The sequence below is a fragment of the Nocardioides sp. genome (assembly GCF_031422975.1).
Taxonomy (GTDB): domain Bacteria; phylum Actinomycetota; class Actinomycetes; order Propionibacteriales; family Nocardioidaceae; genus Nocardioides.
Genome location: NZ_JANPEO010000008.1, coordinates 1 through 15,489, shown reverse-complemented (window position 1 = coordinate 15,489; position 15,489 = coordinate 1). Strand labels below are relative to the sequence as shown.

Sequence of the window (15,489 nt, the reverse complement as noted above, 5' to 3'; positions counted from 1 at the left end):
CCCGGTGATCCGGGCGGGGCGTTGTGGTTTCGGACTCGGCTACGGCAGGACCAGATCCTCGAACGGCTGCTCGCAGTCGAACCGGAGCTCGGGCCGCTCCAGCCGGCGCTTGTGGTAGATCCGGTAGGCCCCGCACGCGATGGCGACGAGCTGGTAGTCCTCGAGCAGCTCCTCGCGGATCTCGTCGGTACCGGCCTCCGACCACTCATCGAGGCGCACGGCCTGGACGAACCAGGTCGGCGCCCGCGGCCCGATCATGACGCTCTCCAGCTCCTCGAGGTCCGGGTCGAGCGTGCGCATCGGGAGCGACCACAGATGCTCGTACGGCGACCGCAGCCCGCTGGCCCACTGGATGTCCGCGCGCCCGCCGTACACGAGGAGCGTGTCGCCGGGCTCCGCGACCCCGGCGATGGCCCGGCCGGTGAGGTACTCGGTCGGCAGGTAGTTGTCGATGGTCCGCTCCCACTCGACGAAGGCCAGCACCGAGCTGAGCAGCGTGAAGGCCACGAGTGCCCGCGTCACGATCGCGATCCAGTGCCGCCAGTGTCGGGTCATGAGCTGCTCGTCGGCGAGCAGCAGGCCCAGGCACAGGACGGTGGGCGCGATCGGCACGAGGAGGTAGGTGCGCCAGTAGCTGCCGCTGAGGAACACGCCGGCGGCGTCGACGACCAGCATCGCAGCGACCGCGACCGTCGGGACGGTGGCGCGGTGGAGCAGCCGAGGCAGCCTCAGCACGAACCACAGGGCCAGGGCTCCCAGTCCGGAGGCGAGCGTGACGATGAGCAGGGTGTGGATCCTGGCGTCGACCGTGCTCGACGGCTGGCTGGACAGCACGGAGTTGGCGTCGACCCGAAAGCCGAGGGTGACGTAGGCCAGCGTGGAGAGGTGGACGCCGACGGCCAGGCACCACGCGACCGTGGCGATCACGGGCAGCAGGGCACCCCCGATCGCCGCACCGGCGAGGCGGAGGAAGTCGCGGCGCTCCAGCCGCGACGAGGCGAGCGCGCCGACCAGGAGCACGCCGCCGAAGACGAGCCCGCCGACGAGGTTCTGCTTGAGCCCGATCGCGAGCGCCGCCAGCGCCCCGGCCCCGGCCGCGTGCCACGCCGACCTGCGCATCAGGGCGTTGATCGCGAACCAGCAGGACGCCATCACCACCGGCAGGCCGAGGACCTCGCCCTTGGCCGAGACGGGGTCGATGGCGGCATGGGAGGTGAGGGCCGCCGTCGCGACGGCCACCCACGCGCCGATGCGGTCGGCGCCGCGCGCTCCTGAGTACTCCCCGAGACGGCGCGCCGTGCCCGCGGCCGCGAGCACGAACAGCGCCGCGGCCAGGGCGGCGAAGACGCGGATGAAGTAGGGCCCGCCGATCCAGTCGCTGAGCTTGAAGAGCGCAATGATCGGCGGCGGCCGGTCCACCCAGTAGGTGCCGAACATGCTGTCGGGCTCGGGGTGCCAGGCCCTGGCCACCAGCAGGAAGCCGGCCTCGTCCGGTCGCAGTGGCCACTGCAGGGACGGCACCCGACCGAGCACCGCGAACGTCATCGCCAACCCCACGACCACGCGGGGCGTCGGTCGGTGCAAAGGCATCGGGCCATTGTGCCGGGTCGGGCCGCAAGTATTTCCTCGGGCGAAACATCGGGGATCCAGTCCGGCAACATCGGCGACCGAGAGTGGAGCCATGTTGTGGAAAGTACGAACGACGATGCCGGACCGACCGGGCGCCCTGGCGACCCTGGCGCACGAGTGTGGTGCTGCGGGCGTCAACATCTTGGCGATGCAGGTCTTCCCCGGGGTGGAGGCGGTCACCGACGAGCTGGTGCTGGAGGTGCCGACCGACTGGGGGGAGGCGGACGTCGTCGCCCTGGTGGCGCGCGCCGGTGCCCGAGCGGTGGTCTCGCACCCCTGCACGGACGAGGCCCTTGTCGACCAGCCGTCGCGATACGTGGAGGCCGCTCGCACCATCCTGGGCCAACCGGCACGCTTCCCGGAGGTGGTCGCCGCGCTCTTCGACGCCGATGCCGAGCAGGTCGACGCCACGCAGGTCCACGACTCGATGGAGATGACGGTCGGGGACGTCTCGGTGCAGATCCATCGCGAGGCGCCCTTCACCGCGACCGAGCACGCGCGCGGGTCGACGATGGCCGGCCTGGTCAGCGACGTGTTGCGACGCGGCAAGGAGGCGCCGGCGCCGCCGGGGCCCGGCCGGCGGTTGGGCACGGGCACCGTTCCCGACTACGTCGCCTCGAGCCACGGTGTGACGGCGGAGGTGGAGGGCGCGGCGGTGGGGCGCGCCGTGCTCGCCGAGCTGGTCACCCCCGGCTGCCGGCGCCTCATCCTGGAGGTCGACCCGGCGTGGCGCCGGCGCGGTATCGGCTCCCGGCTGCTGCTGGAAGGAGCGCGAGCCGCGTCCCGCCTCGGCGACGACGAGCTGGTGCTGATGACCAGCGCCCACAACCAGGCGGTGCTCCCGATGGTGCTCGGGTCGGGTCTGCGCGGCCGGATCAGGATGTCGGGTGATGAACTGAGCGTCCGCGTTCCGTTGCGCGACCTCGAGACGACCCGACCCTGAGCGGCCGTTAGACTCCTGGGGGTGGAGATCCCCGAGAAGTTTGCCGCGCTGGGCCTCACCTACGACGACGTCCTGCTGCTGCCGGGTGAGTCCGACCTGGCGCCGGCCGACATCGACACGACCTCGCGGCTGACTCGTGAGATCTCGCTCAAGGTGCCGCTGGTCAGCGCCGCCATGGACACCGTCACGGAGTCCCGGATGGCGATCGCCATGGCCCGCGAGGGTGGCATCGGCGTCCTTCACCGCAACCTTTCGATCGAGGACCAGGCCTACCAGGTCGACCTCGTGAAGCGGACCCAGACCGGCATCATCTCCAACCCCATCACCATCGGACCCGACGCGACGTTGGAAGAGCTCGACCGCATCTGCGGCGAGTACCGCGTCTCGGGGCTGCCCGTCGTCGACCTCGACAACCGGCTGCTCGGAATCATCACCAACCGCGATCTCCGCTTCACGCCAGTCGCCGAGTGGGCCACCACCAAGGTCAACGAGGTCATGACGTCCGAGGGCCTGATCACCGGACCGGTCGGCGTCTCCCGCGACGACGCCACGGCGTTGCTGCGCGCCCACAAGCGCGAGCGACTGCCGCTCATCAACCCCGACGGCCGCCTCGGCGGGCTGATCACGGTCAAGGACTTCGTGAAGTCCGAGCAGTTCCCGCACGCCTCCAAGGACGCCGACGGTCGCCTGCTCGTGGGCGCGGCGATCGGCTACTTCGGCGACGCCTGGGAACGGGCGACGACGCTGGTCGAGGCGGGCGTCGACGTGCTCGTCGCCGACACCGCCCATGGTCACGTGCACCTCCTCCTCGAGATGGTCCGCCGGCTCAAGACGGATCCGTCGACCCGGCACGTCCAGGTCATCGGCGGCAACGTCGCCACGCGCGAAGGCGCCCAGGCGTTCGTCGACGCCGGCGCCGACGCGGTCAAGGTCGGGGTCGGGCCGGGGTCGATCTGCACGACCCGCGTCGTCACCGGCGTCGGCGTACCCCAGGTCACCGCCGTGTATGAAGCGTCGCGTGCGTGCAAGCCGGCCGGCGTACCCGTCATCGCCGACGGCGGCATGAAGCACTCCGGCGAGATCGCCAAGGCGCTGGTGGCGGGGGCCGACTCGGTGATGCTCGGTTCGCTGCTCGCGGGCTGTGAGGAGTCGCCAGGCGACCTCGTCTTCGTCAACGGCAAGCAGTTCAAGTCCTACCGCGGCATGGGCTCGCTCGGCGCGATGTCGAGCCGCGGCAAGAAGTCCTACTCCAAGGACCGCTACTTCCAGGCCGAGGTCACCAGCGACGACAAGATCGTGCCCGAGGGCATCGAGGGTCAGGTCGCCTACCGCGGGCCACTCGGCGCGGTGGCCCACCAGCTGATCGGTGGCCTCAACCAGTCGATGTTCTACACCGGATCGCGGACGGTGCCCGAGCTGCAGGAGCGCGGCCGGTTCGTCCGCATCACCTCAGCCTCCTTGACGGAGAGCCACCCCCACGGTGTGCAGATGACGGTGGAGGCGCCCAACTACTCGGGCATCTGAGCCGTGACCTCCCACGCGGGCTCTCACCGATAGGCTGCCGGGGTGACTGAGATCGAGATCGGCCGCGCCAAGCGCGCCCGCCGGGCCTACTCCTTCGACGACATCGCGATCGTGCCCTCGCGGCGCACTCGCGACCCCGAAGAGGTCAGCACCGCGTGGCAGATCGACGCCTACCGCTTCGAGCTGCCGGTGATGGCGGCCCCCATGGACTCGGTCATGTCGCCGGCGACCGCGATCACCTTCGGCAAGCTCGGCGGTCTCGGCGTGCTCAACCTCGAGGGCCTCTGGACGCGGTACGACGACCCGTCGGAGCTGCTCGAGGAAGTGGCCGGGCTCCGGGGCAGCGACGCGACGCGGCGCATGCAGGAGATCTACACCGAGCCGATCCGCGCCGAGCTGATCACCGCGCGGCTCAAGCAGATGCGCGAGGCCGGCGTCACGGTGGCCGGCTCGCTGTCCCCGCAACGCACCAAGGAGTTCGCGAAGGCGGTCGTCGATGCCGGGGTCGACATGTTCGTCATCCGCGGCACCACGGTCAGCGCCGAGCACGTCTCGTCCCAGGTCGAGCCGCTGAACCTCAAGGAGTTCATCTACGAGCTCGACGTCCCGGTCATCGTCGGTGGCTGCGCCACCTACCAGGCGTCCCTCCACCTCATGCGGACCGGCGCTGCCGGAGTGCTCGTGGGCTTCGGCGGGGGAGCGGCCCACACGACGCGGACCGTGCTCGGCGTCGCCGTACCCATGGCATCGGCCGTCGCGGACGTGGCCGCGGCTCGCCGTGACTACCTCGACGAGTCGGGCGGCCGCTACGTCCACGTGATCGCCGACGGCTCGATCGGCCGCTCGGGCGACATCGCCAAGGCCGTCGCCTGCGGTGCCGACGCGGTGATGGTCGGCTCGCCGCTGGCGCGCGCGACCGACGCGCCCGGCCATGGGTTCCACTGGGGCGGCGAGGCGCACCATCCCCAGCTGCCGCGCGGCGAACGCGTCGAGTTCAACCAGGTGGGCACGATGGAGGAGATCCTGTTCGGTCCCTCCCGGGTGGCCGACGGCACCATGAACCTGATCGGCGCGCTGCGACGCTCGATGGCCACGACGGGCTACCTGGAGCTCAAGGAGTTCCAGCGCGTCGAGGTCGTCATCGGCTGATCGTGTCGACCCTCGGAGTCGGGGCCTTCCCGTCGGGCTGCCTTGGCAGTTACCGAACAGTCCGGTCGGCTCGCGGCGCTGTGGGCAGCCCTACGGTTCGGTAGCGCTGGGGGAGCCTTCGGGGAGCAGCGGCAGTGTCCGGGCGCTCACGAACGTTCGGGGGGAACCATCGACCGGGTCGGTGAAGGCCAGCTCGCTCGCGAGCAGCTGCAGCGGGCGCGAGAAGTCGTCGATGGCGGTCTCGCGTACGACGGGATAGAGCGGGTCGCCCTCGATCGGGATGCCGAGCCCGTGGAGATGCAGGCGCAGCTGGTGCGTCCGTCCGGTGCGGGGTGTGAGCCGATAGACCGCAAGATCGCCGAGGCGGGACTCCACCTCGATCAGCGTCTCGGCGTTGACCGGAGCGTCGGGCACGACCTCGGCCCGCCAGGCGCCGCGCGTCTTCAGGATGTGGTTGCGAACGGTCACCGGGAGGGCCAGGTCCGATCGCCAGGGAGCCAGTGCGCGATAGGTCTTGCGCACCGTTCCGTGCTCGAACATCACCTGGTAGGGCCCGCGCCACCGGCGTTCGGTCGCCAGGAGCAGCAAGCCCGACGTGATCCGGTCCAGTCGGTGCAGCGGCGAGAGCTCAGGCAGCCCCAGCTCGTCGCGCAGCCTGACCACGACGCTCTGCCTGACGTGCTGGCCGCGCGGGATGGTCGAGAGGAATGCCGGCTTGTCGACCACGATGATCCGCTCGTCGCGATGGATGACTGACAGTGCACCCGGCACGGGGACCTCGTCGCGCAGGTCCCGGTGGAACCACACGAAGGTGTGGGGGAGGTAGGGGTCGTCGTGGAGGACGGGGCGGCCCTCGTCGTACACGAATCGCGCGGAAGCCAGGAAGCCGGTCACGTCGACGTGCGGCGGCAGCTTGTGCCGCAGCCACGCCCCCATCGTCGGCCAGCGTTCGCCACCGAGGGGGTCTCGGTCCGGAGTACGCACCCACGCCGCACTGAGGCCGTGGCGCGCTGGCAGCGGCGAACGAGGGGGCACGGTCGCGATGGTAGGTCCTGGAGTATGGGGGCCCTGACAAGATGAGCAGGTGACCTACCAACTCTCTCCCGACCACCGCACCAGCGCGATCTCGGCGATGATGGGCACCGAGCTCGACGTGCTCGTGGTCGGTGGCGGCATCGTCGGCGCGGGCGCGGCGCTCGACGCAGTCACCCGCGGACTGAGCGTCGGCCTGCTCGAGCAGCGCGACCTCGCCTCCGGCACCTCGTCGCGCAGCTCCAAGCTCGTCCACGGCGGGCTGCGCTACCTGGAGATGTTCGACTTCGCGCTGGTCAAGGAGGCGCTCGAGGAGCGTGGCCTGCTGCTCACCCGGCTCGCCCCCCACCTGGTGCGTCCGGTGCCCTTCCTCTACCCGCTGACCAAGGCGTGGGAGCGGCCCTACGTCGGCGCGGGGATCGCGCTGTACGACGCCATGGCGATGACCGGCAAGTACGACATGGGCGTGCCCAAGCACAAGCACATCTTCCGCAGGCAGCTCGCGCGGATGGCTCCCGACATCAAGACCGACGAGCTGCACGGGGCGATCCGCTACTACGACTGCCAGGTCGACGACGCGCGCCTGGTCATGACGATCGCCCGCACCGCGGCCAACAACGGCGCCCAGATCGCGACCCGGTGCAAGGTTACGGGGTTCCTCCGCGAGGGCAACCGGGTCGTGGGAGCGACTGCCCTCGACCTCGAGAACGACGTCGAGTTCGAGGTCCGGGCCAAGGTCGTGATCAACGCCGCCGGCGTGTGGACCGACGAGGTGCAGGCGCTGATCGGTGGTGACGCGACCCTCGACGTCGACGCGAGCAAGGGCATCCACCTGGTCGTGCCGCGCGACCGCATCCGCTCCGACTGCGGCTTCATCACCAAGACCGAGAAGTCGGTGCTCTTCGTCATCCCGTGGGGTGCGTTCTGGATCATCGGCACCACGGACACGCCCTGGGACCTCGACCTCGCGCACCCGTCGGCCAGCAAGACCGACATCGACTACGTCCTCGGCCACGTCAACTCGCTGCTCAAGGACCCGCTCGACCACCGTGACGTGGTCGGCGTCTACGCCGGACTGCGGCCGCTGCTCAAGCCGGTCGTCAAGCGGCCCAAGGGCGACGGTGGGGAGACGACCAAGCTCTCCCGCGAGCACACGGTCGCCAACCCGGTGCCGGGCCTCGTGCTGATCGCCGGTGGCAAGCTGACGACCTATCGCGTGATGGCCAAGGACGCCGTCGACCACGCGATCCGCGGCTTCGCGGTGGCGCCGCCCAGCATCACCGAGCGCGTGCCGCTGCTCGGCGCCTGGGGCTACGAGGCGCGCACCAACCAGCGCGTCGCCCTCTCCCGCGAGTCGGGCATCGAGATCGGCATGATCGACCACCTGCTCGGTCGCTACGGCGGGCTCATCGACGAGGTGCTCGAGCTGATCCGGTCCCGCCCCGAGCTGGCCGAGCCGCTCGAGGGCGCGCCGCTCTACTTGGCGGCCGAGGTCGTCTACGGCGTCTCGCACGAAGGCGCCCGTCACCTCGACGACGTCCTCACGCGACGTACGCGCATCTCGATCGAGACCTTCGACCGGGGGCTGGCCTGCGCGCCGTTCGCGGCGGCGCTGATGGCCGACGAGCTCGGGTGGGACGTGGCTGCCCGCGACGTCGAGGTGGACCACTACCTCCGCCGGGTCGAGGCCGAGCGACAGTCGCAGCTCAAGATCACCGACCAGGAAGCCGACGAGGCCCGCGTCAAGGCGCCCGACATCGTCTGAGCAGCCGCGGGACAACGTGTTTACAAAGGTCGTCTCGATGTCGAATGGCGGGACAAAGTGACCGACCAGTAGCAACGGCCGCGATCGCGGCCTAGTCTCGGCACATGAGCGAGCAGAATCCCGCGTCCGGCCATCTCGTCGACGGCCCGGCAGACCCTGAGCACGACCCGACGGCGTCCTACGCCCTCGAGCCCGACTACGTCGCGAGCCTCACCAGCCGCGTGGTCAGCACGTCCGGTGCGACGTCCGCGGTGTCGTCGCCGCTCAACGGGCAGCCGATCGCACACATCCCGCAGTCGAGCCCGGACGACGTGGCCGAGGCGTTCGCCCGGGCCCGGCGAGCGCAGGCCACGTGGGCGCGCACCTCGATCGACGACCGCGCCGCGATGCTGCTGCGCCTCCACGACCTCGTGCTCGACCGCCAGGACGAGATCATCGACCTGATCGTGCTGGAGTCGGGCAAGGCTCGCAAGCACGCCTTCGACGAGCCGCTCCACATCGCGCTCACCGCCCGCTACTACGCGCGTACGGCGCACGAGCACCTCGACACCCAGCGCAAGCTCGGGGTCGTGCCCGGCCTGACGCGGGTCGAGGTGAACCGCGTGCCCAAGGGCGTGGTCGGCATCATCTCGCCGTGGAACTACCCCTTCACGATGGCGTTGTGCGACGGCCTGCCCGCCCTGCTCGCCGGCAACGCGGTCGTCATCAAGCCCGACGCCCAGACGATGCTCTCTGCCCTGCTCGGTGCCCAGCTGATCGCCGAGGCGGGCTTCCCCGAGGGAGTCTGGAACGTCGTCGCCGGTGAGGGTCCCGTGATCGGCACGCCCATGATCGAGCGCGCCGACTACATCTGCTTCACCGGTTCGACCGCCACCGGCAAGCTCATCGCCGCCCAGTGCGCCGACCGGCTGATCGGTGCCTCGCTCGAGCTCGGCGGCAAGAACCCGATCCTGATCCTGCGCGACGCCAACCTCGAGAAGGCGGCCGAGGGCGCCGTCCGCGCATCGTTCTCCAACGCCGGACAGCTCTGCGTCTCCACCGAGCGGATGTTCGTCGCCGACCAGATCTATGACCGCTTCGTGGAGCGCTTCGTCGCCCGCACGCAGGCGATGTCGCTCGGCGCCTCGATGGAGTGGGGTGTCGACATGGGCACCCTGATCTCCCAGGCGCAGCTCGACACGGTGCAGGCGCACGTGGACGACGCGGTCGCCAAGGGCGCCCGGGTGCTCGCCGGCGGCCGGGCGCGCCCCGACCTCGGTCCGTTCTTCTTCGAGCCCACCATCCTCGAGGGGGTCACACCGGACATGACCTGCTTCGGCAAGGAGACGTTCGGCCCGGTGATCTCGCTCTACCGCTTCCACGACGAGGCCGACGCGATCGCCCGAGCCAATGCGGGGGAGTACGGCTTGAACGCCTCGATCTACACCCAGGACGGCGACCGCGGTCGGGCCATGGCCCGCGAGATCAAGTGCGGCACCGTCAACATCAACGAGGCGTTCGGCGCGACGTTCGCCAGCATCGACTCGCCGATGGGTGGCATGCGCCAGTCCGGTCTGGGTCGTCGACAGGGCAGTGAGGGGATCCACCGCTACACCGAGTCGCAGTCGGTCGCCACCCAGCGCGGGATCCGCTTCGCGCCCATGTTCGGCATGTCCGACGAGGGCTACGCCAAGCTGATGACCGCCCAGCTGCGACTGATGAAGAAGCTGGGGCGCGCGTGAGGACCCACTACGACGTGCTCGTCATCGGCTCGGGCTTCGGCGGGTCGGTCACGGCCCTTCGGCTGATCGAGAAGGGCTACCACGTCGGGGTGCTCGAGGCCGGCGCGAGGTTCGCCGACGACGAGCTGCCCGAGACCTCGTGGGACCTCAAGGACTACGCCTTCATCCCGCCGTTGGGCATGTACGGGATCCAGCGCATCGACGTGGTCAACGACTGCGTGATCGTCGCGGGAGCCGGTGTCGGCGGCGGGTCACTCGTCTACGCCAACACCCTCTACGAACCCCTGGACCAGTTCTACCGCGACCCGTCCTGGGCACACATCACCGACTGGAAGTCGGAACTCGCCCCCTACTACGACCAGGCCAAGCGGATGCTCGGGGTGGTCACCAACCCGATGCACACAGCCGCTGACGACCTGATGCTCAAGGTTGCCGAGGAGATGGGGGTGGCGGACACCTTCCATCCCACCCCGGTCGGCGTCTTCTTCGGCGGTCCCGGACAGGCGCAAGGAGAGAAGGTCGATGACCCGTTCTTCGGCGGCGAGGGCCCGGCGCGCAACACCTGCATCGGCTGTGGCAGCTGCATGACCGGGTGTCGCCACAACGCCAAGAACACCTTGGTCAAGAACTACCTCTACCTTGCCGAGCGCAACGGCGCCGTGGTGCATCCGATGACAACGGTGACCGCCGTCCGGCCGCGCGAGGAGGGCGGATTCGTCGTCGAGACCCGCTGGACCAAGGCCAAGCTGTCGCGGCGTAGCGCCGTGAAGACGTTCACCGCTGACCAGGTCGTGTTCTCCGCGGCCGCGCTCGGCACCCAGAAGCTGCTCCACCAGCTCAAGGTTGAGGGTGACCTGCCACTCCTCTCGGACCGGCTGGGTCACCTGACGCGCACCAACTCCGAATCGATCCTGGGTGCCAACTCCAGCGACGCCTCCGTCGACTACTCCAAGGGCGTGGCGATCACCTCGTCGTTCCACCCCGACGAGCACACGCACATCGAGCCCGTCCGCTACGGGGCGGGGTCCAACCTGATGGCGATGCTGCAGGTGGTGCTCACCGACGGCGACGGGGACGAGCCCCGCTGGCGGACCTGGCTCAAGGAGTCGGCGAAGAAGGTTCGCAACCCGTGGAAGTTCTACGACCCCATGCACTGGTCCGAGCGCAGCGTGATCGCGTTGGTCATGCAGGCGCACGACAACTCGATCACGACGTTCCCGAAGAAGACGCCCTTCGGCTGGTTGCTGTCCTCGAGGCAGGGGCCGGGCGATCCCAACCCGACCTGGATCCCGCAGGGCAACGAGGCCGTGCGCCGGATGGCGAGGATCATGGGCGGCACGGCGAAGGGGTCGATCGGGGATCCGTTCAACAAGCCGATGACCGCGCACTTCATCGGCGGTTGCGCGATCGGCGACTCGCCCGAGTCCGGCGTCGTCGACCCCTATCAGCGGGTCTACAACTACCCGGGCCTGCACGTCGTCGACGGGTCGACCATCTCGGCCAACCTGGGTGTCAACCCGTCGCTGACGATCACCGCCCAGGCGGAGCGCGCGATGGCCTTCTGGCCCAACAAGGGCGAGCCCGACTCGCGGCCCGAGCTGGGGGCGACGTACGAGATCATCGCGCCCGTCGAGCCGTCCAACCCGGTCGTTCCGATCGAGGCGCCGGCGGCCCTGCGGCTGCCGATCGTCGAAGTCAGCTGAAACTTTCTCCTCAGCCGCGTAACTCGCTGTGGTGGGGGTCGTTGGCAAGGGTGACAGACCCGGCGTAATCGCCCCTCCCAGTGATCGGGTCTCGTTCCAGGCGCTGTGCGCAGTGGCCAGGAACTCATCCAGGGCCCGACCTTTTCTCCCCTCCCTCCGGTCGGGCCCTGGAGCGATTTCTGGGCCCGGCGGGGGGACCCGCAACCGGTCGATAGACTCCCGCGGTGACCGCGAACCCAGACCACGACCTCGTCCTGGTCGTCGACTTCGGTGCCCAGTACGCCCAGTTGATCGCCCGGCGGGTCCGCGAGGCACGGGTCTACTCCGAGATCGTGCCGCACTCGTTGCCGGTGGCCGACATGCTGGCCCGCAAGCCGAAGGCGATCATCCTCAGCGGCGGTCCGTCCTCGGTGTACGCCGACGGCGCACCCGGCATCGACACCGCCATCTTCACGTCGGGCGTCCCGGTCTTCGGCATGTGTTACGGCTTCCAGCTGATGGCCAAGGGGCTCGGCGGCGAGGTCGCCCACACGGGTGCGCGTGAGTACGGCCGAACGCCGGTCTCCGTCACCGCCCCCGGGACGCTGCTCGCCGGCATCCCCGAGACCCACAACGTGTGGATGTCGCACGGCGACTCGGTGGCCAGCGCCCCCGCGGGCTTCACCGTGCTGGCCTCGACCGACGTCACGCCGGTCGCCGCGTTCGAGGACGTCGCCCGCGGCCTGGCCGGCGTCCAGTGGCACCCGGAGGTGCTGCACTCCGAGCACGGCCAGCAGGTGCTCGAGCACTTCCTGCACGAGATCGCCGGCTGCCGCCAGACCTGGACCATGGTCAACATCGTCGAGGAGCAGGTCGAGCGGATCCGCGCCCAGATCGGCGAGAACGGCCGGGCCATCTGCGCACTCTCCGGCGGCGTCGACTCCGCGGTGGCCGCCGCGATCGTCCAGCGCGCCATCGGCGATCGCCTGACATGCGTCTACGTCGACCACGGGATGATGCGCAAGGGCGAGACCGAGCAGGTGCAGCGGGACTTCGAGGAGGTCTTCAACGCCCTCGATGTCGTCGATGCCGCCGACCAGTTCATCGATGCGCTCGCCGGTGTCCACGACCCGGAGGAGAAGCGCAAGATCATCGGCCGCGAGTTCATCCGCACCTTCGAGGCCGCCGAGGTCCGCGTCTTCGGCGGGCTGGCCGGGGGCGACGCCACCGCGTGGCTCGTCCAGGGCACGCTCTACCCCGACGTCGTGGAGTCCGGCGGAGGCGCCGGCACCTCCACGATCAAGTCGCACCACAACGTGGGGGGCCTGCCCGACGACCTGCAGTTCGAGCTCGTCGAGCCGCTCCGCACTCTGTTCAAGGACGAGGTCCGCGCCGTCGGCGAGCAGCTCGGCCTGCCGTCCACCATGGTGTGGCGCCAGACCTTCCCCGGCCCCGGCCTGGGCATCCGCATCATCGGCGAGGTGACCCGCGAGCGGCTCGACCTGCTGCGCGAGGCCGATGCCATCGCACGCGAGGAGCTCACGCGCGCCGGGCTCGACCGCGAGATCTGGCAGATGCCGGTCGTGCTGCTGGCGGACGTCCGGTCCGTCGGCGTACAGGGCGATGGCCGCACCTACGGCCATCCGGTGGTGCTGCGGCCGGTGACCTCCGAGGACGCGATGACCGCCGACTGGGCGCGGCTGCCCTACGACGTGATGGAGAAGATCTCCACGCGGATCACCAACGAGGTCGCCGAGATCAACCGCGTCACCATCGACATCACCTCCAAGCCCCCGGGCACCATCGAGTGGGAATGAACCAGGGCGCGTAGCCGGCGGCCGCACTAGGGTGCCGACATGGGCATCGTGTTGGGGCCGAACCAGTACGGCAAGGCGGAGAACCGCGTCGTGCGGATCGTGCGCGACACCCCACGCCACGAGATCCGGGACCTGAACGTCTCGACCGCGCTGCGCGGCGACTTCGCGGCGGCGCACACCGACGGCGACCAGTCGCAGGTGCTGCCGACCGACACGCAGAAGAACACCGCCTTCGCGTTCGCCAAGCGGCACGGCGTGACCTCGCCCGAGGACTACGCCCTGGCCCTGGCGCGGCGGCTCGTCGAGGCGACGCCGGCGGCGACCGGGGCACGGGTCCTGGTCGAGGAGTACGCCTGGGACCGGATCGTCGTCGACGGGGCGGGCCACGACCACGCGTTCGTACGCCGCGGCGGTGAGGTGCGCACCACGGAGATCGAGCTGTCGTCCGAGGCGGCGCACGTGGTGTCCGGCCTCACGGACCTGACCGTGCTGAAGTCCACCGGCTCGGAGTTCAAGGGCTTCCTCAAGGACGAGTACACGACCCTCCCCGAGGCCGACGACCGGATCCTCGCGACCGCGCTCACGGCCCGCTGGCGCTACGCCGACCGCGGCCGGATCGAGTGGAATGCGACGTACGCCGAGGTGCGGGCGCTGCTGCTGGCGACGTTCGCGACGACCTACAGCCGCGCCCTGCAGGAGACGCTCTACGCGATGGGCCGAGCCGTGCTCGAGGCGCACCCGGACATCGCGGAGATCTCCTTCGTGGCCCCCAACAAGCACCACTTCCTCGTCGACCTCGCGCCCTTCGGGCTGGCGAACCCGGGCGAGGTGTTCATCGCGGCCGACCGGCCCTACGGCCTGATCGAGGCGACCGTGACCCGCGAGGCGGACGACGATGGGTAGCCCGGACGTCGCGGCGTTCAACGTCATGGACGACGACGAGGCGCGCAGCCGGCTGCTCGCCTGCCTGGACGTGCCGCGCTGGGCCGACGAGGTGCTGGCCGGCAGGCCGTACGAGCGCCTCGACCAGCTCGATGACAAGCTCACCGAGGCCGCCTGCGCCCTCAGCGACGAGGAGCTCGAGCGAGCGCTCGCCCGGCACCCGAGGATCGGCGAGCGCGCCGACGCGGCGAAGCACGACGCGACGCTCTCGACGCACGAGCAGTCGGGCGTCGACCGCGAGGACGCCGACATCGTCCGACAGCTCGAGGACGGCAACCGGGCCTACGAGCAGCGCTTCGGCCGGGTCTTCATCATCCGCGCCGCCGGTCGGAGCGCACGCGAGATCCTCGATGAGCTCCGGCTCCGGCTCGACAACAGCGACGAGCGCGAGCGCGCCGAGACCATCAACCAGCTGACCCAGATCGCCCTGCTACGCAATCGTGAGGCACTGAGCCGATGACCACCCTGAGCACGCACGTCCTCGACACCAGCCTCGGCCGGCCCGCGGCCGGGGTCTCGATCACCCTGGCCAATCACGCAGGAAACCTGGCCGACGCCGTCACTGACCGCGACGGCCGCGCCGCGGACCTCGGCGGCGACCTGGCACCGGGGGCCTACAGCCTCCGCTTCGACTCCGGCGGCTACTTCGCCGAGCGCGGCATCGAGGGGTTCTACCCCGAGGTCCTCGTGACGTTCACGATCTCGGGAGCGGGCCACGTGCACGTGCCGCTCCTCCTGAGCCCCTTCGGCTACTCGACGTACCGCGGGAGCTGAGGCGTCGACGGGAGCCGGGCGTTGCGCTGGGGCCGATCCGGGCCGAGGGTGACCTGGGACACGTATCATGGCTAGCGCGGCGTCGTTCGGCATGGACAACCGGCGCCCGGGTCCACCTGAACCATGCGCCTGCGCACCATGCCCGCGTGAGGAGCCACATGCCGGATCCCCAGATCATCGTGAACGGCCAGTCCCACCCGCTGGCCCGGGTGCCGGCGCACACCAACGCCCTCGACTTCCTGCGCGACCTCGGGCTGACCGGTGCCAAGGAGGGCTGCGCCGAGGGCGAGTGCGGTGCCTGCGCCGTCCTGGTCTGCCGCCCCGCCGGTGACGGCAGTCGCTGGACGCCGGTCAACGCCTGCCTGGTGCCGGCCATCGCGCTCGACGGTCAGGAGGTCGTCACGGCCGAGGGCCTCGGCAGCCCCGACCACCTGCACCCGGTGCAGGCCGAGATGGCGGCCCGGGGCGGCTCCCAGTGCGGCTACTGCACCCCAGGCTTCGTGTGCTCGAT

At 70.2% G+C, this 15,489-nt stretch carries 13 protein-coding genes; 11 read left to right on the top strand and 2 right to left on the bottom strand.

Features of this window, described 5'->3' with window-relative positions:
- Positions 1 to 39 precede the first annotated feature (39 nt).
- The gene (locus RMO85_RS00345) at positions 40 to 1,590 is read right to left on the bottom strand and encodes a hypothetical protein (protein WP_310525728.1); all 1,551 of its coding nucleotides are present in this window, start codon (positions 1,588 to 1,590) and stop codon (positions 40 to 42) included.
- Positions 1,591 to 1,705: 115 nt separating this feature from the next.
- Between RMO85_RS00345 and RMO85_RS00340 the strand changes: the two genes are divergently transcribed.
- Genes RMO85_RS00340 through RMO85_RS00330 form a run of 3 tightly spaced genes read left to right on the top strand, consistent with a single transcriptional unit; the run spans position 1,706 to position 5,245 of the window.
- On the top strand, positions 1,706 to 2,572 hold the full coding sequence (locus RMO85_RS00340; RefSeq protein WP_310525727.1) for a GNAT family N-acetyltransferase: 867 nt from the start codon (positions 1,706 to 1,708) through the stop codon (positions 2,570 to 2,572).
- A gap of 21 nt (positions 2,573 to 2,593) precedes the next feature.
- The gene (guaB, locus tag RMO85_RS00335; RefSeq protein ID WP_310525726.1) at positions 2,594 to 4,096 is read left to right on the top strand and encodes an IMP dehydrogenase; all 1,503 of its coding nucleotides are present in this window, start codon (positions 2,594 to 2,596) and stop codon (positions 4,094 to 4,096) included.
- A gap of 42 nt (positions 4,097 to 4,138) precedes the next feature.
- Entirely contained in the window at positions 4,139 to 5,245 is a 1,107-nt protein-coding gene (locus tag RMO85_RS00330) for a GuaB3 family IMP dehydrogenase-related protein (RefSeq protein ID WP_310525724.1), read from the top strand.
- A 90-nt stretch (positions 5,246 to 5,335) separates the two neighbouring features.
- Here the strand turns inward: RMO85_RS00330 and RMO85_RS00325 are convergent, their stop codons facing one another.
- Positions 5,336 to 6,181, bottom strand: coding sequence for a pseudouridine synthase (locus RMO85_RS00325; RefSeq protein ID WP_397202723.1), 846 nt, complete (start codon positions 6,179 to 6,181; stop codon positions 5,336 to 5,338).
- Between the two features lie 196 nt (positions 6,182 to 6,377).
- Here RMO85_RS00325 and RMO85_RS00320 point away from each other — a divergent pair, with 196 nt between their 5' ends.
- From RMO85_RS00320 to RMO85_RS00285, 8 genes are all read left to right on the top strand, one after another.
- Positions 6,378 to 8,042 carry a glycerol-3-phosphate dehydrogenase/oxidase gene (locus tag RMO85_RS00320; protein ID WP_397202721.1) on the top strand — a complete coding sequence of 555 codons (1,665 nt, stop codon included), beginning with the start codon at positions 6,378 to 6,380 and terminating at the stop codon, positions 8,040 to 8,042.
- Between the two features lie 104 nt (positions 8,043 to 8,146).
- Positions 8,147 to 9,763 carry a succinic semialdehyde dehydrogenase gene (locus RMO85_RS00315; RefSeq protein WP_310525721.1) on the top strand — a complete coding sequence of 539 codons (1,617 nt, stop codon included), beginning with the start codon at positions 8,147 to 8,149 and terminating at the stop codon, positions 9,761 to 9,763.
- Complete coding sequence (locus tag RMO85_RS00310; protein WP_310525719.1) at positions 9,760 to 11,466, top strand: GMC family oxidoreductase; 1,707 nt, start codon at positions 9,760 to 9,762, stop codon at positions 11,464 to 11,466. The genes RMO85_RS00315 and RMO85_RS00310 overlap by 4 nt, the downstream gene beginning before the upstream one ends.
- 224 nt (positions 11,467 to 11,690) lie before the next feature.
- Positions 11,691 to 13,262, top strand: a complete 1,572-nt coding sequence (guaA, locus tag RMO85_RS00305) for a glutamine-hydrolyzing GMP synthase (RefSeq protein ID WP_310525718.1) — start codon at positions 11,691 to 11,693, stop codon at positions 13,260 to 13,262.
- Positions 13,263 to 13,301: 39 nt separating this feature from the next.
- Positions 13,302 to 14,165 carry a factor-independent urate hydroxylase gene (gene pucL, locus RMO85_RS00300; protein WP_310525716.1) on the top strand — a complete coding sequence of 288 codons (864 nt, stop codon included), beginning with the start codon at positions 13,302 to 13,304 and terminating at the stop codon, positions 14,163 to 14,165.
- Complete coding sequence (gene uraD, locus RMO85_RS00295; protein ID WP_310525715.1) at positions 14,158 to 14,664, top strand: 2-oxo-4-hydroxy-4-carboxy-5-ureidoimidazoline decarboxylase; 507 nt, start codon at positions 14,158 to 14,160, stop codon at positions 14,662 to 14,664. The genes pucL and uraD overlap by 8 nt, the downstream gene beginning before the upstream one ends.
- Positions 14,661 to 14,978 carry a hydroxyisourate hydrolase gene (gene uraH / locus RMO85_RS00290; protein WP_310525714.1) on the top strand — a complete coding sequence of 106 codons (318 nt, stop codon included), beginning with the start codon at positions 14,661 to 14,663 and terminating at the stop codon, positions 14,976 to 14,978. Before uraD ends, uraH begins: the two co-directional genes overlap by 4 nt.
- Before the next feature lie 146 nt (positions 14,979 to 15,124).
- Positions 15,125 to 15,489, top strand: a 365-nt coding sequence (locus RMO85_RS00285) for a 2Fe-2S iron-sulfur cluster-binding protein (RefSeq protein ID WP_310525713.1), incomplete at its 3' end; no start/stop codon positions are given.

Coding starts and splice junctions, on each gene's coding strand:
- uraD (WP_310525715.1), top strand. CDS start 14,158: ATGGGTAGCCCGGACGTCGCGGCGTTCAACGTCATGGACGACGACGAG.
- RMO85_RS00345 (WP_310525728.1), bottom strand. CDS start 1,590: ATGCCTTTGCACCGACCGACGCCCCGCGTGGTCGTGGGGTTGGCGATG.
- RMO85_RS00325 (WP_397202723.1), bottom strand. CDS start 6,181: ATGGGGGCGTGGCTGCGGCACAAGCTGCCGCCGCACGTCGACGTGACC.
- RMO85_RS00320 (WP_397202721.1), top strand. CDS start 6,378: ATGATGGGCACCGAGCTCGACGTGCTCGTGGTCGGTGGCGGCATCGTC.
- RMO85_RS00340 (WP_310525727.1), top strand. CDS start 1,706: ATGCCGGACCGACCGGGCGCCCTGGCGACCCTGGCGCACGAGTGTGGT.
- pucL (WP_310525716.1), top strand. CDS start 13,302: ATGGGCATCGTGTTGGGGCCGAACCAGTACGGCAAGGCGGAGAACCGC.
- uraH (WP_310525714.1), top strand. CDS start 14,661: ATGACCACCCTGAGCACGCACGTCCTCGACACCAGCCTCGGCCGGCCC.
- RMO85_RS00315 (WP_310525721.1), top strand. CDS start 8,147: ATGAGCGAGCAGAATCCCGCGTCCGGCCATCTCGTCGACGGCCCGGCA.